We start from the raw sequence: 20,418 nt of genomic DNA on the forward strand, positions 1-20,418 counted from the left end.
AACTGCCGGAACCGGACGGAAACCGTGCGATAATGCTCGTTTTCCGTTCGCGCGGAGCTTGCTATTCGCGGGCACGCGCCAGTGCCGGACTGGCCGGCGCGCAGGCGATTGCGCTACGAACACAACTACATTTCTGGATTGGATCACGACCATGTCGAACGTCATTGAAAACCTCGGCAAGCTGGACCGCAAGGTGACCCTGGCCATTCCCAAGGCCGAAGTCGAAAAGGAAAAGCAGGAGCGCCTGGTTCGCCTGTCAAAGACGGTGAAGATGTCGGGCTTCCGTCCGGGCAAAGTGCCGATGAAGATGGTCGAGAAGCAATACGGCCAGCAAGTCGAGTTCGAAGTCCGCTTCGACAAGGCTGCCCGCAAGTTCTTCGACATCACGAAGGAGCAGGACGTCAAGGTTGCCGGTCAGCCGAAGTTCGAGATCAAGACCGATGGCGTGGGCGCGGACGAAGTCGCGTTCGACGCAACCTTCGAGGTGTACCCGGAAGTCAAGCTGGGTGACCTGACGGGCGCGGAAGTGACCCGCACCAAGACCGAAATCAGCGACGCCGAAATCGACAAGACCATCGACATCCTGCGCAAGCAGCGCGTGCACTACCACGTGCGCGGCGAAGCCGGCGAGCACGGCGACGGTGGCGGCGACGTGACGGCGCAGAACGGCGACCGTGTGACCCTGGACTTCGTCGGCAAGATCGAAGACGTGGAATTCCCCGGCGGCAAGGCCGAAGACTTCCCGTTCGTGCTCGGTGAAGGCCGCATGCTGCCCGAGTTCGAGGCCGCCACGCTGGGCCTGAAGGTCGGCGAAAGCAAAAGCTTCCCGCTGTCGTTCCCGGCCGATTATCACGGCAAGGACGTGGCCGGCAAGACCGCCGAGTTCACCGTCACGCTGAAGAAGATCGAGTGGGCCCACCTGCCGGAAGTGAACGATGCGTTCGCCAAGTCGCTGGGCATCGCCGACGGCAGCGTCGAGAAGATGCGTGCCGACATCCGCGAAAACCTCGAGCGCGAAGTGAAGCGCCGCACGCATGCCATGCTGAAGGACCAGGTCATGGATGCGCTGCTGAAGGTGAGCGAGCTGGACGTGCCCAAGGCCCTGATCGAGCAAGACCAGGAGCGCCTGGTGGAAATGGCCCGCCGTGACCTCGAGCAGCGTGGCATGCCGAACGCCAAGGACATGCCGATTCCGGCCGAGATGTTCGCGCAGCAAGCGGAGCGCCGCGTCAAGCTGGGCCTGATCCTGGCCGAGATCGTCAAGGCCCACGGCCTGGAAGCCAAGGCTGACCAGATCAAGGCCGAGATCGAAGACTTCGCCAAGAGCTACGAAGACCCGAAGGAAGTCATGCGCTGGTACTACGGCGACCAGCAGCGCCTGGCCGAGATGGAAGCCTACGTGCTCGAAAACAACGTGGTAAATTTCGTGTGCGACAAGGCCAAGGTCACCGACAAGTCGGTGTCCTTCGAGGAACTGACCGCCGAAGGCAACGGACAGCAGCAAGCCTGAGGTCAGGCGTGATTCGCAGCCCCCGTGCCATGGTGCGGGGATGTGAAGCCCGACATTCCTTGCCATCCAACGATACCCTGGAGAACTTGCATGACCCGCAATGATTTGCTGGACCGTCTCGCCACCACGCAGGCTTCGGCGCTGGAAACCCAGGGTCTGGGGCTGGTGCCGATGGTCGTCGAGCAGTCCGGCCGGGGCGAGCGTGCCTACGACATCTACTCGCGCCTGCTGAAGGAGCGCGTGGTGTTCCTGGTTGGCGAGGTCAATGACCAGACCGCCAACCTGGTGGTGGCGCAGTTGCTGTTCCTGGAAAGCGAGAACCCGGACAAGGATATTTCGCTGTACATCAACTCGCCGGGGGGGTCGGTCTCGGCTGGTCTGGCGATCTACGACACCATGCAGTTCGTCAAGCCCGACGTGCAGACGCTGTGCATGGGCATGGCGGCGAGCATGGGCGCGTTCCTGCTGGCGGCCGGTGCCAAGGGCAAGCGCTCCGCGCTGCCGAACTCGCGGATCATGATCCACCAGCCGTTGGGCGGCGCGCGTGGTCAGGCTTCCGATATCGAGATCCAGGCACGCGAGATCCTGTACCTGCGCGAGCGCCTGAACAGCATCCTGTCCGAAGTGACCGGCCAGCCGGTTGAGAAGATTGCGCGCGATACCGATCGCGACAACTTCATGAGCGGCGACCAGGCTGTGGACTACGGCCTGATCGACAAGGTCATTGCCCGCCGCGGCTGATGCTGCGCGCTGCTGCGGCAAGGTGGTACGCGGCGGCACGTTGGCTGGCCGAAACGGCACAGGCTACAACGGAACGAGGCCTTGTGCCTCGTTTTTTGCGTTTGCCCCACATGCCGGGGTAACCCCTGCCGGCTGGGCAAATTGTTTTGGCGTATGATGCGTCAGAAGCGTACGCCTGCGGCGCCCCCCGTGTCGCAGTGCGCGCACTGCTAAGTGACTGATTCCTATGGCGGAAAAAAAAGGTTCATCCAGCGAAAAGCTTCTCTACTGCTCCTTCTGCGGCAAGAGCCAGCATGAGGTGAAGAAGCTGATCGCCGGCCCGTCGGTGTTCATCTGCGACGAATGCATCGACCTGTGCAACGAAATCATCCGAGACGAAGCCACCGCGACCGAAAAGGATGCGACCGCGGCCACGCGCTCGGACCTGCCGACGCCACATGAGATCCGGGTAAGCCTGGACCAGTATGTGATCGGCCAGGAACAGGCCAAGAAGATCCTGGCCGTGGCGGTGTACAACCACTACAAGCGCCTGAAGCATCTCGGCAAGAAGGACGATGTCGAACTGTCCAAGAGCAACATCCTGCTTATCGGTCCGACCGGCTCCGGCAAGACGCTGCTCGCCCAGACGCTGGCCCGACTGCTGAACGTGCCGTTCGTGATTGCGGACGCCACCACGCTGACGGAAGCCGGCTATGTCGGCGAAGACGTCGAGAACATCATCCAGAAGCTGCTGCAGAACTGCAATTACGAGGTCGAGAAGGCGCAGCGCGGGATCGTCTACATCGACGAAATCGACAAGATCTCGCGCAAGTCGGACAACCCGTCCATCACGCGCGACGTGTCGGGCGAGGGTGTCCAGCAGGCGCTGCTCAAGCTGATCGAAGGCACGATGGCATCGGTGCCGCCGCAGGGTGGCCGCAAGCATCCGAACCAGGACTTCCTGCAAGTCGACACCACGAACATTCTGTTCATCTGCGGTGGCGCATTCGACGGCCTGGAGAAGGTCATCATGCAGCGCTCGGACAAGACTGGCATCGGTTTTGCGGCCCAAGTCCAGAGCAAGGAAGAGCGCGATGTCAGCGAAGTGCTGCCGCAGACCGAGCCGGAAGACCTGATCAAGTTCGGCCTGATTCCGGAACTGATCGGCCGCCTGCCGGTGGTTGCCACGCTGGCCAAGCTGGATGAGGCCGCGCTGCTGCAGATCCTGGTCGAGCCCAAGAATGCGCTGGTCAAGCAATACCAGAAGTTGCTGGCGATGGAGGGTGTGGAGCTGGAAATCCGCCCCGGGGCGCTTTCCGCGATTGCGCGCAAGGCAATTCGCCGCAAGACGGGTGCGCGTGGCCTGCGATCGATCCTGGAGCAGTCGCTGATGGATGTCATGTACGACCTGCCCAACTACAAGGGCGTGCAGAAAGTGGTCATCGACGAGAGCACCATCAACGGAGATGCACCTCCGCTGCTGATGTACGAGGAACAGCAGCCGAAGGTGTCAGGCTCCAACTGACGCGAGCGCTGTCCGGGGTGAAGTGGTCAGGAGCCCACGACAGCCAGCCAGCAAGGCCGTTCGCGTAGAAGCGAGCGGCTTTTTTTGTTTATTTCAACCGACGAAGAGGAGGAAACGCGGGTATGCTGTTCCAGATGGGCCTGCAAGTGCAGGATGCGGCATCAGCCTGTCAATCCGAATCGGTTTCGTCAGCGGTATCTTGTAATCGATTTGGGCGGCCCAATTTACGCCTTAAATGACTGACTTGGGGAAAATGATGTCCGGAACACAACTCCTCCCGGCCGAGCCGATTCGCCTCCCATTGTTGCCGCTGCGCGACGTGGTGGTGTTTCCGCACATGGTGATCCCGTTGTTCGTGGGACGCCCGAAGTCCATCAAGGCGCTTGAGACTGCGATGGAGTCGGGCAAGAGCATCATGCTCGTGGCGCAGAAGACTGCTGCCAAGGACGAACCGACCGCCGACGACCTGTATGAGGTCGGCTGCATCGCCAATATCCTGCAAATGCTGAAGCTGCCGGACGGTACCGTGAAGGTGCTGGTCGAAGGCACGCAGCGTGCAAACATCCGCGAGGTCAGCGAGGACGAGTCGCACTTCATGTGCGAAGCCGTCCCCGTACCGCCCGAGCCGGTTGAGAGCGCCGAGACCGAGGCCCTGCGCCGCGCGATCGTGTCGCAGTTCGACCAATACGTAAAGCTCAACAAGAAGATCCCGCCGGAGATCCTGACTTCGCTGTCGGGCATCGACGAGGCCGGGCGCCTGGCCGACACCATCGCCGCGCACCTGCCGATCAAGCTCGAGCAGAAGCAGAAGATCCTGGAGATGGTCAATGTGACCGAGCGCCTGGAAAGCCTGCTGTCTCAGCTCGAGGGCGAGATCGACATCCTGCAGGTGGAAAAGCGCATCCGCGGCCGCGTCAAGCGCCAGATGGAGAAGAGCCAGCGCGAGTACTACCTGAACGAGCAGGTCAAGGCGATCCAGAAGGAACTGGGCGAGGGCGAGGAAGGCGCCGACCTGGAAGAACTCGACAAGCGCATCAAGGCTGCGCGCATGCCGAAGGAAGCCAAGAAGAAGGCCGATGCCGAATTCAAGAAGCTCAAGCTGATGTCGCCGATGTCGGCGGAAGCCACCGTCGTGCGCAACTACATCGACACGCTGGTGAACCTGCCGTGGCGCAAGAAGAGCAAGGTCAACAACGACCTGGCCAACGCCGAACGCGTGCTCGACGAAGACCACTATGGTCTCGAGAAGGTCAAGGAACGGATCCTCGAGTATCTTGCCGTGCAACAGCGCGTGGACAAGGTCAAGGCGCCGATCCTGTGCCTGGTCGGGCCTCCGGGCGTGGGCAAGACCTCGCTCGGCCAGTCGGTGGCGCGCGCCACGAACCGCAAGTTCGTGCGCATGGCACTCGGTGGCGTGCGCGACGAGGCCGAGATCCGCGGCCACCGCCGTACCTACATCGGTTCGATGCCGGGCAAGATCCTGCAGAGCCTGTCGAAGGTCGGCGTGCGCAATCCGCTCTTCCTGCTCGACGAGATCGACAAGATGGGCCAGGATTTCCGCGGCGATCCGTCGTCGGCGCTGCTCGAGGTGCTGGATCCGGAACAGAACCACACGTTCCAGGACCACTACATCGAAGTCGACTTCGATCTGTCCGACGTGATGTTCGTAGCGACGTCGAACTCGCTGAACATCCCGCCGCCGCTGCTCGACCGTATGGAAGTGATCCGCCTGTCGGGATACACCGAGGAAGAGAAGCTCAACATCGCCACGCGCTACCTGCTGCCGAAGCAGATCAAGAACAACGGTCTGAAGGCTGGCGAGATCGAGGTGACCGATGCGGCGATCCGCGACATCATCCGCTATTACACGCGGGAAGCCGGTGTCCGTTCACTCGAGCGCGAGGTGTCCAAGATCGCCCGCAAGGCGGTCAAGCTGCTGCTGCTGAAGAAGGAGTCGGGCACGATCAAGGTCGATTCGGACAACCTCGACAAGTTCCTGGGCGTGCGCAAGTACGACTTCGGCCTGGCCGGCAAGGAAAACCAGGTTGGTCAGGTGACCGGTCTGGCATGGACGGAAGTGGGCGGCGATCTGCTGACCATCGAAGCCGCGATCATGCCGGGCAAGGGCAACATCACCCGCACCGGTTCGCTGGGCGATGTGATGAAGGAATCGGTCGAGGCCGCACGTTCGGTGGTGCGTTCGCGGGCGCGTCGCCTGGGCATTGCGGATGAGATGTTCGAGAAGCGCGACATCCACATCCACGTGCCAGAAGGCGCCACGCCCAAGGACGGTCCGTCGGCTGGCGGCGCCATGACGACCGCGCTGGTGTCGGTGCTGACCGGCATTCCGGTGCGTGCCGATGTGGCGATGACGGGCGAGATCACGCTGCGAGGCGAGGTGCTGCCGATCGGTGGCCTCAAGGAAAAGCTGCTGGCTGCCCACCGCGGTGGTATCAAGCTGGTGCTGATCCCCGAGGAAAACGTCAAGGACCTCGCAGAGATTCCTGACAACGTGAAGAACGCCATCGAGATCGTGCCGGTTCGCTGGATCGACAAGGTGCTGGAGCTCGCACTCGAGCGCAAGCCCGAGCCGCTGGCCGAGGAAGATGCCAAGCCGGCGGACGTGTCGGACAAGGCAACGGCCAAGGTCGAGATGATCCACCACTGATCCGGTTGCTGCACAGCGGACGAAACGCCGCGGAGTCACATCCGCGGCGTTTTTCTTTATTCCGGGCAGGCCGTATTCTTGTATTTGCGCTTCAAAAGATTATTGCCATCAGTGCTTGGCAAATCGAAAACTCTCGTATTACAATCGCGGCCTCGCAACGCAAACAGCGGCAGCCAAGCAGTACCTGTCGAGTCGTGCGAAGCGAGATTCCCTGCAGGCGGCCCAGCCTGCGATGGTTCAGTGGGTGCTTAGCTCAGTTGGTAGAGCGGCGCCCTTACAAGGCGTAGGTCGGGGGTTCGAGCCCCTCAGCACCCACCACTTCACCATCGCGCAAATCCGGCCGTAGCGGGAACCGACAAAGGAGTGGTAGTTCAGTTGGTTAGAATACCGGCCTGTCACGCCGGGGGTCGCGGGTTCGAGTCCCGTCCACTCCGCCAGACATGTGATGCAAAAATGCCCGCTTACGCGGGCATTTTTGTTTTTGGCGCCGAGGCCTCCGGCCATGTCAGGGCGTCGTCGAGCACTGGCATCCGTGTCCTGCCGTCCCCGGCGGCAAATGGCGGTGCGGCGCCCGGCTCCTGCTAGAATCGCGGGGTTTGACGTTCGTGCCAACCCTCTTACCTGAGTCCGCATGCTTGATTTCGTACGCAACAACCGGCGCCTGATGCTTTTGCTGCTGCTGGTGCTTGTCTTTCCGTCGTTCGTGTTTTTCGGCGTGGAGAGCTATTCGCGCTTCATGGACAGCTCGCACGATGTCGCGAAGGTCGACGGCCGCGCGATCACGGTGCAGGAACTGGACAACGTGGTGCGTGAACAGAGCGAACGCATGCGCCAGATGCTCGGGGCCAGTTACGATCCGCGCCAGTTCGAAGGCCCGGCGCTGCGCAAGAACGTGATGGATCAGCTGATCCTGCAACGCGTGGTGGCCAACGAAGTGGCACGCGAGCACCTGACGGTATCGAATGCTCGTTTGTATGAGGCGATCAACAGCATCCCGGCGATTGCGCAACTGCCGCGCAAGCAGGACGGATCGATCGACGACAAGGCCTATCTGCAACTGCTGGCGGCGCAAGGCATGACGCCCGAACAGTTCGACGCGCGCATGCGCTTTGACCTGGCCACGCAGCAGCTGGGCACCTCGATCGCCGGCACGGCGTTCGTACCCAAGTCGTTGCTGGACCGCCTGATCGCCGTGCGCGACCAGCAGCGCGAGGTGCAGGCACTGCTGTTCAAGCCGGCCGACTACACGGCGAAGGTGCAGGCGGATGCGGCGGCATTGAAGGCCTATTACGACAGCCACCAGTCGGCGTTCTCGGTGCCCGAGCAGGCCAAGGTGGAGTACCTCGTGCTGTCCGGCGATGCACTGGCGGCCGCGCAGGCTGTCACGCCGGAGGAGCTGAAGTCTTACTACGACAGTAACATCGCGCGTTTCCGCACGGATGAGCAGCGCCGCGCCAGCCATATCCTGATCGCTGCACCCAAGGATGCGCCGGCGGCACAGCGGCAGGCAGCGAAGGACAAGGCCACCAAGCTGCTGGAAGATCTGCGCAAGCATCCCGACACGTTCGCGGAGGTGGCGCGCAAGCAGTCGCAGGATCCGGGTTCGGCGGAAAAGGGCGGTGACCTCGGCTTTATGGGCCATGGCGCTCTGGTCAAGCCGTTCGAAGATGCCATGTACGCGCTCAAGGAAGGCCAGATCAGCGACGTGGTGGAAACGGACTACGGCTATCACATCATCAAGCTGACCGGCCTCAAGCCGGCGGAAACGAAACCGCTGGAGGCCGTCCGGCCCGAACTGGAAGCCGAGCTGCGCAAGCAGCTTGCCGCCAAGAAGTACGCGGAAGATGCCGATGCGTTCGGCAATATGGTGTACGAGCAATCCGACAGCCTGAAGCCGGCTGCCGACAAGTTCAAGCTGACCATCCAGACCGCCGACGGCGTGACCCGCCAGCCGAATCCTGCGCTGGGCCAGAACAGCCCGCTCAACAACGAGAAGCTGCTCAAGGCGCTGTTCAGCGATGACGCCATCAAGAACAAGCGCAACACCGAAGCCGTCCAGGTCGGCCCGACCACGCTGGTGGCGGCACGCATCATGGATTACCGTCCGGCGACCGTGCGCAAGTTCGAGGAAGTCGAGGCCAAGGTCCGCGAAGGCTACGTTGTCCAGCAGGCGGCGGAACTGGCGCGCAAGGATGGCGAGGCACGCCTGGAGGCGCTGAAGAAGAGCGACAGCGCGCAGGGCTTCGGCGCTGTGACGATGGTGTCTCGCGCCAAGGCCGAAGGCATGGAACCCAAGGCGGTGGAAGCCATCATGCGCGCGGACGCCACCAAGCTGCCCGCCGTGGTCGGCGTGGACCTGGGCGCGAACGGCTACGCGGTGTACCGCATCACCAAGATCAACCAGCCTCAGCAGGCCAACGAAGGCCAGCGCCAGGCCGAGGCGCAGCAGCTTTCGCAGCTCGCTGGCCAGACCGAGATCGGAGCCTATTACGAGAGCCTGAAGGCGCGCTCGAAGGTCAAGATCCTCAAGCCGGTCGCGGCGGCCGATACGGCGGCCGGTAGCGAAGCGGCGGCGCAATAAGGTCCGCGCCGAGGAAAAAGACCCCTGCGAAATTTGCAGGGGTCTTTTTTTTTGTTCGCGCTGAGTGCGGTGACCTCAGCCTTTGCCGCCGGTCTTGAGCAAGGGCCTGAGCTGGGGCCACACGGTATCGAGCAGGGCGGGTTGCGCGTCCGCCGTCGGATGGATATGGTCCGGCTGGAACCAGTCCTGGCGCGAGATGACCTTGTCGAGGAAAAACGGCACCAGCGGTGCCTTGAAGTCCTGGGCCAGCCGCGGATAGAGCGCGAAGAACTTCTCGGTGTAGTCCTGGCCGTAGTTTGGCGGGATGCGCATGCCGACCAGCAGCACGCGGGCGCCGGCTTTCTGCGCGCCGCCGACGATCGTGCGCAGGTTGGATTCCGTCACCTGCAGCGAAAGGCCGCGCAAGGCGTCATTGGCGCCTAGTTCCACGATCACCACGGCAGGACGATGCCGCGCCAGCAGGTCAGGCAGGCGCGTCTTGCCGCCAATCGTGGTCTCGCCGCTGATACTCGCATTGACGACGCTATAATCGAGGCGCTCTTTCTGCAAGCGCTGCTGCAGCAAGCTGACCCAGCCAGTGCCGCGCGCGATGCCGTATTCAGCCGAGAGGCTGTCGCCCAGCACCAGGACGGCAGGCGCAGCCTGCGGGGCGGCGGCCGCCGCCGACACCATGAAGGCCATGCAGGCGGCCAGTGCCGCCTTGTGCCAACTGCTTCGGATCCAACTCTTCATGTCCTCTTCCATCCTCGACGTCGAGTCATTGGGAAAGACCGTTGCCGATGCGACCGGTTCGTTGACGATTCTGCACGACGTCACGTTTTCCGTCACGAGCGGCGAAACGCTCGCCATCGTCGGGGCATCGGGCTCGGGTAAATCGACGCTGCTCGGCTTGCTGGCCGGGCTGGACCTGCCGACCGGCGGCACGGTACGGCTCATGGGGCATGATCTCTTTGCCCTGAACGAGGATCAGCGTGCCGCGTTGCGGGGCAGGCATGTCGGCTTCGTGTTCCAGTCGTTCCAGCTCGTGGGACACCTGACCGCCCTGGAAAACGTCATGTTGCCGCTCGAACTGCGCGGTGAAGCGGAGCAGGTCAGGGAGCGGGCCATCGATATGCTCCAGCGTGTCGGTCTGGGCGCGCGACTCAACCACTATCCGCGCACGCTTTCCGGCGGTGAGCAGCAACGCGTGGCACTGGCGCGCGCATTCGTCACGCGTCCGGACATCCTGTTTGCCGACGAACCGACGGGCAGCCTCGACACGTCTACCGGCGAGGCCGTGATTGCGCTGATGTTCGAACTGAACCGCGACGCGGGTTCCACCCTGGTGCTGGTTACCCACGACCGGTCGGTTGCGGCGCGGTGCAACCGCATCCTGACGATCGACGCCGGCCGCGTGGCCAGCGATGAATGGATGGCGACCGAGGTCTAACCGCCTCGCGCCAGCACGCCGCGGGCCCTGGCAATCAGGGCTGCCGTAGAGGCGTCATGCGGGCCTGCTTCGGCGCCGGTCAGTTCGGCTTCGATCGGACGCGCCAGGATCTTGCCCAGCTCCACGCCCCATTGGTCGAAGGAATTGATGTTCCAGACCACGCCCTGCACGAAGGTCCTGTGCTCGTAGAGCGCGATCAGGGCGCCCAGCACATGCGGCGTCAGGTCTTCCATCAACAGCGTATTGCTTGGACGGTTGCCTTCGAAGACCATGTGGGCGATGCGCAGCTCGTCCGTCATGCCGGCCGCGCGCAGCTCCTCGGCGGAACGGCCGCGCATCAGCGCCTCGGCCTGCGCGAAGCAGTTTGCCAGCAGCTTGGCATGGTGGCCGGGCAGTTCGCGCGGCGGTACCAGCGGCGCAACGAAATCCACCGGCACGATCTGCGATCCCTGGTGGATCTTCTGGAAGTACGCGTGCTGGCCATTGGTGCCGGCGCTGCCCCACACGACCGGGCAGGTATGCGTGCGCACCCGTCGGCCATTGAGTTGCACGGACTTGCCGTTGCTTTCCATCTCCAGCTGCTGCAGGTACGCCGGGAACAGTTCCAGCGACGTGGAGTAGGGCGCCATGCAGCTGGTCGGCAAGTTGAAGAAGTTGCGGTTCCAGATGCCGAGCATGCCCATCACGACCGGCATATTGCGCTCGAGCGGCGCGGTGCGGAAGTGTTCGTCCATCGCGCGGCCACCCGCGAGCAGGTCGGCAAAGGCATTGAAGCCGACCGCCAGGGCGATCGACAGGCCCACCGAGGACCACAGCGAGAAGCGGCCGCCAATCCAGTCCCAGAACTCGAACATATTGCCCGGGTCGATGCCGAACGCGCGCACGGCCTCTACGTTCGTCGATACCGCGACGAAGTGCCTGGCCAACTGGTCCTCGGCCACGCCATTGGCCAGGAACCATTGACGCGCGCTGTGCGCGTTGGCCATGGTTTCCAGCGTGGTGAAAGTCTTCGAGCAGACGATCATCAGTGTGCGCCGTGGCTCGAGGCGCTCAAGCGCTTCGGCCAGCTCGGTACCGTCGACGTTCGATACGAAATGCATGCGCGGCCCCGAGTGGCCGTCGTCGTGCGCCAGATGCGACAGCGCGCGGCACACCATCTTCGGACCCAGGTCGGAGCCGCCGATGCCGATATTCACGACATCGGTGATGCGCTCGCCGGTCGAGCCGGTCCATGTGCCGCTGCGGACCGCTTCGGCGAACGCGCGCATGCGCACCAGGACGTTCTGGATGGACGGCATCACCGGCACACCGTCAACCTTGAAACCTGCGCCCGCGGTGGCGCGAAGCGCAACATGCAGCGCGGCGCGGTCCTCGGTGGCGTTGATATGCTCACCGGCAAACATGGCATCGCGACGGGCCGGAACGCCGGCTTCGTCGGCAAGCTGCAGCAGCAGCTCCATGGTCTGCGGCGTGATCCGGTTCTTGGAGTAGTCCAGGTACAGGCCGGCGGCTTCCAGCGAAAACTGCCTGACGCGATTCTCGCCGTCTTCGGCAAACCAATCCCGCATCTGGTGGTCGCGAATGGCGTCGTGATGCTGCAGAAGGGCGTTCCAGGCGTGAAGATTGGTGGGCATGCAGGGCACAGATTCGTGGCGGGGGCTTGATGCCCGGTAGTCCAGGCCTTGTAAGTATAAAGCGTGTCTTGCGTCGATCACGGCTAGTCGGGATGGTTATCGTTACGAGATGAAACCGTAGCGCATCTCCTTGCCGCAATCCTGTAGGCCTTTGTCCGATTGTAGCGATGATACGGTGCAATTGTGTCCGTTGAGGCACCGGCGCAACCGCGCTGCGCTATCCCGCTTCGCCGCGCAATAGCGCATTCAGGATCGAACGGGCGGGGAGGCAGAGTTCGCTGGCGCTGACGCCGGCCGGTCCGGCACCGTTGGCGACCAGCATGTCGGCGGCGCGACCGTGGATCCATACGGCCGCCTGGGCTGCCTGAAGCGGCGGCATACCTTGGGCTAGCAGGGCGCCTGCCATGCCGGCCAGCACGTCGCCAGTCCCGGCGCTCGCGAGCGCCGCATTGCCAGTCGGGTTGATCGTCATGGCCGAGGTACCGGGCGCGGCAATCACGGATCCCGAGCCTTTGAGGATGACGACGGCCTGCCACTGCGCCGCCAGCGCCGCGGCGGTGGCCAGTCGGTCGCGCTGTACGGCTGCCACGGTGGTGCCCAGCAGGCGCGCTGCTTCGAGCGGATGCGGCGTCATGACGCGTGGCAACCCCGCAGCGGACAGCGTGGCGGCCAGGCTGGCATCGGCGCCGAGCAGATTGAGTGCGTCCGCATCGAGCACCAGCGATGGCGGCGATGCGCTTCGACCGGCGTCTTCCAGCCATTGCGCGAGGGCCTTGCGCGCGCCGGCATCCGTACCCATCCCCGGCCCGATCACAAGGGCCGACATTGCGCTGACGGCCAGTTCGGATTGTGGATGCAGCATCAGTTCCGGGTGAAGTGGATCGATGGCAGGCGCGGACGGGGCGAGAAAACCGATGTGGACTTTGCCTGCGCCAAGACACTGCGCCGCACGCGCGCCGAGCAACGGGGCGCCGGTCATGCCGGTGTTGCCGCCGAGGATTGCGAGCGAGCCGAACGTGCCCTTGTTGACGGCGTGCCGACGTGCCGGCAGCGCGTGCCGGAACAGCGCGGGCCCGTTCACCCATGCGCGCGGCGTTTGCACCGGCGGATAGTCGAGGCCAAGCGGTGCGATATCGATCTTGCCAGCGCAGTCGCGCCCATCGAGCGTGAGCAGGCCAGGCTTTGCGCCGATAAAAGTGAGCGTGCGGCAGGCGCGTACCGCGGGGGCGCCGGCACCGGTATCGGCAAACAGGCCGCTTGGGATATCGAGCGCGAATACTGGTGCGGGCGCTTGTGCAAGGCGCGCGATCCACTCGGCGATAGCGCCGCCCGCGGGGCGGTTCAGGCCGATGCCGAGCAGGCCGTCGACAACGGCCGCCATCCTGGCGGGCCACGGCGCCGTCTGCTGCACGGTGTGCATGGGCACGCCCGCAGCGTCGGCTTCCTGCCATGCGCGCGTGGCATCGGCTGGCATATGTGTGGGATCGGCGGTGAGCCAGACCTGAACATCACGGCCGTTCTGGTGCAGGCGTGTCGCGGCCACCAGCGCATCGCCGCCGTTATTGCCAGGGCCTGCCAGGAACAGCAGCAGTCCTTGCGGCGCGTGCTGCGCCAGCCAGCCGGCGGCGGCCCCCCCGGCACGAGACATCAGCTCAAACGACGGCAGGCGCGCGAACGCAGCGTTCTCGATGTGCCGCAGGGTGTCGACGTCGTAGAGCGGGATGGCCTCTGGCGAGTCGGCGGCCAGCGCGGTCCAGCCTTCGGCCGGGATGGGGCAACAAGGTTGCGTGGGGTTCATTGACAGGCAAGCCCGAGGATGGTCGCGTGGCGGCGCGCCTATTCGCCGCGCAAGCCCGGTTGCACGATGCCTTCCAGTGCAAGCGCGGTGCCTAACAGATGGGCATCGCGCATTGGCCCATGGGACAGCATCAGGCCAACCGGAAGTTCGTCGGGGGCATGGCAGGGCAGCGAAATCGAACAGCCATCAAGGAAGTTGAAGGCCGAGGGATTGCGCAGCAGCAGCGCGTTGGTGCGGAAAAACAGGTCGTCATCGCTGCGCAGCGGTTCGATGGCGGGAGCCACCATCGGCACGGTAGGGCAGATCACTGCGTCGAAGCGTGCCAGGCGAGCCTCAACCCGCGTGATCCAGTCAATGCGCGCACGGGCAAGGTCCACATAGTCGGCCGCACCCATGGCGGCGCCACGATCGATGCGCATCGCGACACGCGGGTCGTAGAGTTCGCGCCGGCTCGCGAGCGTCTGGCGGTGGATCGCATAAGCCTCCGCGGCGCTGAAGCCGCCCGCGGCGTTCAGCCCCGGCAGTTCGGCCAACTCGGGCAGGTCCGTGTGTTCCAGTTGCACGCCAGCGGCGGAGAGCCGTCCGAGCGCGCGATCGAACGCACGGGCGACTACGGGATCGAGGTCGTCCAGCAGCACCTGGCGCGGGATGGCCAGGCGGATGGCCGCCGGAGCCGGGACGCTCGGTACCAGCGCGCTGTCGGCGATCACGCTGTCGACCAGCAGGCAGTCGTTGACGGTGCGGGCCATGGCACATGCGGTGTCCAGCGTATAGGACAGCGGAAAAGCGCCTGTGAGCGGCACGCGGCGCGTGGTCGGCTTGAAACCGGTCAGGCCGCACAGGGCCGCCGGAATGCGGATCGATCCGCCGGTATCGCTGCCGAGCGCGGCTACCGCCAGACCGAGAGCCACCGAGACTGCGGCGCCGGACGACGATCCGCCAGGGATGCGCGCGACGCCATCCGCGCTGGCCGGGTTCACCGGCGTGCCGAAATGGGGGTTGATGCCCACACCCGAGAACGCGAACTCGGTCATGTTGGTGCGGCCGACGACGGCCGCACCAACATGTCGCAGGCGGGCGACCACGGCGGCATCGGCGCTGGCGGGTGCGGCGTCGTGGCGCACTGCCGACGCCGCGCGCGTGACTTCGCCAGCGACGTCGAAGAGATCCTTCACCGAGACCGGCAGGCCCGCGAGCGGGTGCAGGCGCTTGCCGGCGCGGCACGCGGCATCGGCGGCACGGGCGGTCTGGATCGCGCTGTCGAAGGTGCTGTGCAGGAACACGGCCTGCGCGTGCTCGCCCGCCGCCGCGGCGGCGGCCGTCTCCACCAGGTCGGCGCGGCTCGTGGTGCCATCGCGCAGGCGGGAGTTCAGTATGTCGAGGTCTGGAAGCATCGGTGGCTTGGAGGCTTGGAGGCGTGGAGTCGGGCAGGCGCAATGGCTCCGGATTCAGCCGGCGTGCTGGCTCCAGGCGCGCAGCGGTGCGCGCCCTGCCTGTTCTTGTCAGGCATTCATGCTCATAATTTGCCGATAAACTGTCAAGCCAAAATTAGCGGGGACGTCACGGTGGGCATCGCCCGGCGGCTCCCGTGCAACGTTGCAAGGAGCATTCCCCATGGCACGCAAGCCCGCCGCGCCCGGTTCGGCCGCCGAAGCGGACCTCATCCACGCGCCGGACGACGTCCCCGTCAAGTCCGCTACCTCGCTGTCGCGCGCGGCGGGCACCAACATCGTATCGTCGTCGCATCTCGTGTCGGCGCGCAGCCCGGAGTTGTCCGAGTTCGAGTTCGGCCTGAACACCGCGTACAACGCTTACAGCCGCTGGGTGGTGCGCTGCATGGGCGCGGCCGGCGTGCGCGACCTGACCTTCCTGGACGTGCTGGTGCTGCACCATGTCAACCACCGCGGCCGGGCCAAGCGCCTGGCCGACGTCTGCTTCGTGCTGAACGTGGAAGACACCCACCTGGTGACCTACGCGCTGAAGAAGCTTCAGGGCCTGGGGCTGGTGACGGGCGAAAGAGTCGGCAAAGAGGCCACCTATTCGACCACGCCGGAGGGCGCCGAAGCCTGCGCGCGCTACCGCGAAATCCGCGAGCAATGCCTGACCAGCAACTTCACCGCAGGCAGCGAGGAAAACGCCGAGATCGGCGAACTCGCACGGTTGATGCGCGTGCTGACCGGGCTATACGAGCAGGCGGCGCGCTCCGCAACGTCACTTTAAGGCCTGGAAGGCTGGTGACTTGGAAAAAGTGATGCATAGGCATTATCACGGCAAGGCGTAACACGGGGCGCCCGTGATGGCGCAGTGCAAAATCCGGGTGCCGGCAAGGTACAATACCGGTTTCCCGCCGGCCGGCATCCCATACAGCGGTGCCGGCATGCAGCAGCCCCTATCTCCTCCTTCGCCTCCCGACCGCTACGATCATGGCGCATTTTTCATGCTTCCCCGGCGCTTTGGCGCTTTCCGCCTTCCGCCAGCAACGCCTGCTCACCGCCCTGCGGCAGATCGACACCGATATCGAATCGGTGCACGGCCAGTTCCTCCATTTCGTTGACTCGGACACTCCGCTGTCCACGGAAGACCAGAGCCGCATTGCCGCGCTGCTGACCTACGGCGCGCCGTTCGCGGAGCAGCCGGAGGGCGACCGCTTCGTCGTGATTCCGCGTTTCGGCACGATTTCGCCGTGGGCCAGCAAGGCCACCGACATCGCGCACAACTGCGGCCTGACGCATGTGCACCGCATCGAGCGCGGCATCGAGATCACCGTGATCTGCAAGAAGGGCCTGCTGCGCGGGCGCAAGACGCTGGATGCCGACACGCGCGCCGCCGTGGCCGCGCACCTGTTCGACCGCATGACCGAAACGGTGATTGCCTCGCGTGAGGACGCCGCCGGACTGTTCCAGGAGCTGCCGGCCAAGCCGCTGCGCTTCATCGACATTGCAGCAGGCCGCAGCGCGCTGGCCGAGGCCAACGTGGCCATGGGCCTGGCCCTGTCGGAAGACGAGATCGATTACCTGATCGACGCCTACGCGAAGCTGGAGCGCAACCCGACCGACGTCGAGCTGATGATGTTCGCGCAGGCCAACAGCGAGCACTGCCGCCACAAGATCTTCAACGCCACCTGGACCATCGACGGCGTGCAGCAGGACAAGTCGCTGTTCGCGATGATCCGCAACACGCACCAGCTCAATCCGCAGGGCTCGATCGTGGCCTATTCGGACAACTCCGCCGTGATGGAAGGCGGCGTGGCCGAGCGCTGGTTCCCGCGCGGCGATGCTCACAAGTATGGCCGCCACGAGGCGCTGACCCATACGCTGATGAAGGTCGAGACGCATAACCACCCGACCGCGATCTCGCCGTTCCCGGGTGCCTCCACGGGCGCCGGCGGTGAAATCCGCGACGAGGGCGCGACCGGCCGCGGCGCCAAGCCCAAGGCTGGCCTGACCGGCTTTACCGTGTCGAACCTGATGCTGCCCGAGGCCGTCGAGTCGTGGGAAAACGACCGCGACGCTGCCCAGCCAGTGGCGCACCGCAATCCCGACGACAAAGCCGGCGTGACGGGCAAGCCGGACCGCATCGCCTCGCCGCTGCAGATCATGATCGAGGGCCCGCTCGGCGGCGCCGCGTTCAACAACGAATTCGGCCGCGCCAACCTGGGCGGCTACTTCCGCGTCTACGAGCAGAACGTGGGCGGCACCGTGCGCGGCTACCACAAGCCCATCATGATCGCGGGCGGCATCGGCAATATCGACGCCAGCCACACGCACAAGAACGACCTGCCGGCCGGCACGCTGCTGATCCAGCTGGGCGGCCCGGGCATGCGCATCGGCATGGGCGGCGGCGCCGCCAGCTCGATGGCGACCGGCACCAACACCGCCGACCTGGATTTCGATTCAGTCCAGCGCGGCAACCCCGAAATGGAGCGCCGTGCGCAGGAAGTGATCAACGCCTGCTGGCAGCTTGGCGACCAGAACCCGATCCTGTCGATCCACGACGTCGGCGCGGGCGGCATTTCGAATGCGTTCCCCGAAGTGGTGGACGGTGCCGGCCGCGGTGCGCGCTTCGACCTGCGCAAGGTGCACCTGGAAGAGTCCGGCCTTTCGCCCGCCGAAATCTGGTGCAATGAATCGCAGGAGCGCTATGTGCTGGCCATCGCGCCGGACAGTTTCCCCCAGTTCCAGGCCATGTGCGAGCGCGAGCGTTCGCCGTTCGCCGTGGTGGGCGTAGCCACCGAGGAAAAGCAGTTGCAGCTGGTCGATTCGCATGTCGACGCCGCGCTCAAGGAGCACTTCACGGTCGACATGCCGATGGACGTGCTGCTGGGCAAGCCGCCGCGCATGCACCGCGACGTGACGCGCGTCGAGCAGTCGCTGCCGGCGGTGGACGTCACCGGCATCTCGCTGGAACAAGCGGTGCGCGACGTGCTGCGCCACCCGACCGTGGCCAACAAGTCGTTCCTGATCAGCATCGGCGACCGTACCGTGGGCGGCATGAACGCGCGCGACCAGATGGTCGGCCCGTGGCAGGTGCCGGTGGCCGACGTGGCCGTGACCACGCTCGACTACAAGGGCAATGCCGGCGAGGCGATGACCATGGGCGAGCGCACGCCGCTGGCCGTGATCAACGCCCCGGCCTCGGGCCGCATGGCGATCGGCGAAGCGCTGACCAACCTGGCGGCGGCACCGGTCAAGGACCTGGGCAAAGTCAAGCTGTCCGCCAACTGGATGGCCGCTTGCGGCGTGGAAGGCGAAGACGCGAAGCTGTACGACACCGTGCATGCCGTGGGCATGGAGCTGTGCCCGGCACTCGGCATCAGCATCCCGGTGGGCAAGGATTCGCTGTCGATGCGCACCAAGTGGCAGGACGATGGCGTGGCCAAGGAAGTGGTGGCGCCCGTCTCGCTGATCATCTCGGCGTTCGCCGCGGTGGACGACGTGAACCGCACGCTGACGCCGCAACTGCGCACCGACGCGGGCGACACGGTGCTGATCGGCATCGACCTGGGCCGCGGCAAGAACCGCATGGGCGGCAGCATCCTGGCGCAGGTCACGCAGCAGGTCGGCGACAGCGCTCCCGACGTGGACAGCGCCGAAGACCTGAAGAACTTCTTCAACGTGATCCAGCGCCTGAACGGCGAAGGCAAGCTGCTGGCGTACCACGACCGCTCCGACGGCGGCTTTATCGCCACGCTGGCGGAAATGGCGTTTGCCGGCCACTGCGGGATCTCGCTGAACGTAGACATGCTGGCGCTCGACCCGCAGCAGGAACAGGACTATGGCGACGCCAAGAACTGGGCTCAGCAGATCGCCGAGCGCCGCAACGACCAGACCCTGCGCGCGCTGTTCTCTGAGGAACTGGGCGCAGTAGTGCAGGTGCGCCTGCAGGAACGCGATGCCGTGTTCGCGGTGCTGCGCGAAGCTGGGCTGTCGGCATGCAGCCATGTGGTCGGCAAGCCCAACGCAACCGACCAGATCGAGATCTATCGCGATGCCAAGAAGGTGTTCGGCGCCTCGCGCACCGACCTGCAGCGCAACTGGAGCGAGGTCAGCTGGCGCATTGCGCGCCTGCGCGACAACCCGGTCTGCGCCGACAGCGAATACGACCGCCTGCTGGACGCCGCCGACCCCGGCATCAGCCCGGTGCTGACCTTCAATCCGGCCGAGGACATCGCCGCGCCGTTCGTCGCGACCGGTGCCCGTCCGCGCGTGGCGATCCTGCGCGAGCAGGGCGTCAACTCGCAGATCGAGATGGCCTACAGCATGGACCGCGCGGGCTTCGATACGCACGACGTGCATATGAGCGACCTGATCGCGGGCCGTGCAAACCTGGCTGATTTCAAGGGCTTTGTCGCGTGCGGCGGCTTCAGCTACGGCGACGTGCTGGGCGCGGGCGAAGGCTGGGCCAAGACCATCCTGTTCAACGCGCAGATGGCCGAGCAGTTCGCGGCCTTCTTCAACCGCCAGGACACCTTCGCGCTGGGCGTGTGCAATGGTTGCCAGATGATGAGCAACCTGGCCCCGATCATCCCCGGTGCCGGGGCCTGGCCGAAGTTCACGCGCAACCAATCGGAGCAGTACGAGGCGCGCTACGTCACGGTGGAAGTGCAGCAGTCGCCGTCGATCTTCTTCGCCGGCATGGAAGGCAGCCGCATTCCGATCGTCGTCGCGCACGGCGAAGGGTTTGCAGATTTCTCGCAACAAGGCGAGATCGGAAAGGCCAATGTGGCACTGCGCTTTGTCGACAACCACGGTGCGGTGACGCAGACCTATCCGTTGAATCCGAATGGCTCGCCCGATGGCATCACGTCGGTGACAACGACCGATGGGCGCTTTACCGTGCTGATGCCGCACCCGGAACGCGTGTTCCGTGCCGCGACCATGAGCTGGGCGCCCGATGCCTGGAAGCAGGTCGCCGACGGCGCCAGCCCGTGGATGCGCATGTTCCGCAATGCGCGCAAGTGGGTGGGGTAATTCAGGGCCGAGTCGGGCAGCGTATGCTGCCTGAGATGGGTTAAGGGGCTCGTGGTGTCATGCAAAGCATGGCATCACGAGCC

At 64.8% G+C, this 20,418-nt stretch carries 12 protein-coding genes and 2 tRNA genes; 10 read left to right on the forward strand and 4 right to left on the reverse strand.

Annotated features, from left to right (window positions below; all coding sequences use genetic code 11):
* Positions 1–151 precede the first annotated feature (151 nt).
* From tig to ACIGJC_RS06785, 7 genes are all read left to right on the forward strand, one after another.
* Positions 152–1,510, forward strand: a complete 1,359-nt coding sequence (gene tig / locus ACIGJC_RS06755) for a trigger factor (RefSeq protein WP_483711236.1) — start codon at positions 152–154, stop codon at positions 1,508–1,510.
* A gap of 90 nt (positions 1,511–1,600) precedes the next feature.
* The gene (gene clpP / locus ACIGJC_RS06760; RefSeq protein WP_211948088.1) at positions 1,601–2,251 is read left to right on the forward strand and encodes an ATP-dependent Clp endopeptidase proteolytic subunit ClpP; all 651 of its coding nucleotides are present in this window, start codon (positions 1,601–1,603) and stop codon (positions 2,249–2,251) included.
* Between the two features lie 226 nt (positions 2,252–2,477).
* The gene (clpX, locus tag ACIGJC_RS06765) at positions 2,478–3,755 is read left to right on the forward strand and encodes an ATP-dependent Clp protease ATP-binding subunit ClpX (protein WP_483711237.1); all 1,278 of its coding nucleotides are present in this window, start codon (positions 2,478–2,480) and stop codon (positions 3,753–3,755) included.
* Positions 3,756–4,011: 256 nt separating this feature from the next.
* Entirely contained in the window at positions 4,012–6,423 is a 2,412-nt protein-coding gene (lon, locus tag ACIGJC_RS06770) for an endopeptidase La (protein ID WP_483711238.1), read from the forward strand.
* Positions 6,424–6,665: 242 nt separating this feature from the next.
* Positions 6,666–6,741 (forward strand) — tRNA-Val (locus tag ACIGJC_RS06775).
* Between the two features lie 42 nt (positions 6,742–6,783).
* Positions 6,784–6,860: transfer RNA gene (locus ACIGJC_RS06780), tRNA-Asp, on the forward strand.
* 194 nt (positions 6,861–7,054) lie between these two features.
* Positions 7,055–9,004, forward strand: a complete 1,950-nt coding sequence (locus ACIGJC_RS06785; protein WP_483711239.1) for a SurA N-terminal domain-containing protein — start codon at positions 7,055–7,057, stop codon at positions 9,002–9,004.
* Between the two features lie 75 nt (positions 9,005–9,079).
* Here the strand turns inward: ACIGJC_RS06785 and ACIGJC_RS06790 are convergent, their stop codons facing one another.
* Complete coding sequence (locus ACIGJC_RS06790; RefSeq protein WP_483711240.1) at positions 9,080–9,736, reverse strand: arylesterase; 657 nt, start codon at positions 9,734–9,736, stop codon at positions 9,080–9,082.
* Between ACIGJC_RS06790 and ACIGJC_RS06795 the strand changes: the two genes are divergently transcribed.
* Positions 9,735–10,433, forward strand: a complete 699-nt coding sequence (locus tag ACIGJC_RS06795; RefSeq protein WP_483711241.1) for an ABC transporter ATP-binding protein — start codon at positions 9,735–9,737, stop codon at positions 10,431–10,433. The genes ACIGJC_RS06790 and ACIGJC_RS06795 overlap by 2 nt on opposite strands.
* Here ACIGJC_RS06795 and pgi read toward each other — a convergent pair.
* From pgi to ACIGJC_RS06810, 3 genes are all read right to left on the reverse strand, one after another.
* Entirely contained in the window at positions 10,430–12,067 is a 1,638-nt protein-coding gene (gene pgi / locus ACIGJC_RS06800; RefSeq protein ID WP_483711242.1) for a glucose-6-phosphate isomerase, read from the reverse strand. The two genes, ACIGJC_RS06795 and pgi, sit on opposite strands and share 4 nt — an antisense overlap.
* 217 nt (positions 12,068–12,284) lie before the next feature.
* Positions 12,285–13,865, reverse strand: a complete 1,581-nt coding sequence (locus ACIGJC_RS06805) for an NAD(P)H-hydrate dehydratase (protein WP_483711243.1) — start codon at positions 13,863–13,865, stop codon at positions 12,285–12,287.
* A 38-nt stretch (positions 13,866–13,903) separates the two neighbouring features.
* Positions 13,904–15,259, reverse strand: coding sequence for an amidase (locus ACIGJC_RS06810; protein WP_483711244.1), 1,356 nt, complete (start codon positions 15,257–15,259; stop codon positions 13,904–13,906).
* 220 nt (positions 15,260–15,479) lie between these two features.
* Between ACIGJC_RS06810 and ACIGJC_RS06815 the strand changes: the two genes are divergently transcribed.
* A complete protein-coding gene (locus ACIGJC_RS06815) occupies positions 15,480–16,085 on the forward strand; it encodes a winged helix DNA-binding protein (RefSeq protein ID WP_483711245.1) in 606 nt (201 codons plus the stop codon).
* A 203-nt stretch (positions 16,086–16,288) separates the two neighbouring features.
* A complete protein-coding gene (purL, locus tag ACIGJC_RS06820) occupies positions 16,289–20,335 on the forward strand; it encodes a phosphoribosylformylglycinamidine synthase (protein ID WP_483711246.1) in 4,047 nt (1,348 codons plus the stop codon).
* Positions 20,336–20,418: the final 83 nt, after the last annotated feature.

It is taken from the genome of Cupriavidus sp. C3SS-1 (genome assembly GCF_057073755.1).

Coding starts and splice junctions, on each gene's coding strand:
- ACIGJC_RS06805 (WP_483711243.1), bottom strand. CDS start 13,865: ATGAACCCCACGCAACCTTGTTGCCCCATCCCGGCCGAAGGCTGGACC.
- ACIGJC_RS06790 (WP_483711240.1), bottom strand. CDS start 9,736: ATGAAGAGTTGGATCCGAAGCAGTTGGCACAAGGCGGCACTGGCCGCC.
- ACIGJC_RS06785 (WP_483711239.1), top strand. CDS start 7,055: ATGCTTGATTTCGTACGCAACAACCGGCGCCTGATGCTTTTGCTGCTG.
- tig (WP_483711236.1), top strand. CDS start 152: ATGTCGAACGTCATTGAAAACCTCGGCAAGCTGGACCGCAAGGTGACC.
- ACIGJC_RS06795 (WP_483711241.1), top strand. CDS start 9,735: ATGTCCTCTTCCATCCTCGACGTCGAGTCATTGGGAAAGACCGTTGCC.
- ACIGJC_RS06815 (WP_483711245.1), top strand. CDS start 15,480: ATGGCACGCAAGCCCGCCGCGCCCGGTTCGGCCGCCGAAGCGGACCTC.
- clpP (WP_211948088.1), top strand. CDS start 1,601: ATGACCCGCAATGATTTGCTGGACCGTCTCGCCACCACGCAGGCTTCG.
- pgi (WP_483711242.1), bottom strand. CDS start 12,067: ATGCCCACCAATCTTCACGCCTGGAACGCCCTTCTGCAGCATCACGAC.
- lon (WP_483711238.1), top strand. CDS start 4,012: ATGTCCGGAACACAACTCCTCCCGGCCGAGCCGATTCGCCTCCCATTG.
- clpX (WP_483711237.1), top strand. CDS start 2,478: ATGGCGGAAAAAAAAGGTTCATCCAGCGAAAAGCTTCTCTACTGCTCC.
- ACIGJC_RS06810 (WP_483711244.1), bottom strand. CDS start 15,259: ATGCTTCCAGACCTCGACATACTGAACTCCCGCCTGCGCGATGGCACC.
- purL (WP_483711246.1), top strand. CDS start 16,289: ATGGCGCATTTTTCATGCTTCCCCGGCGCTTTGGCGCTTTCCGCCTTC.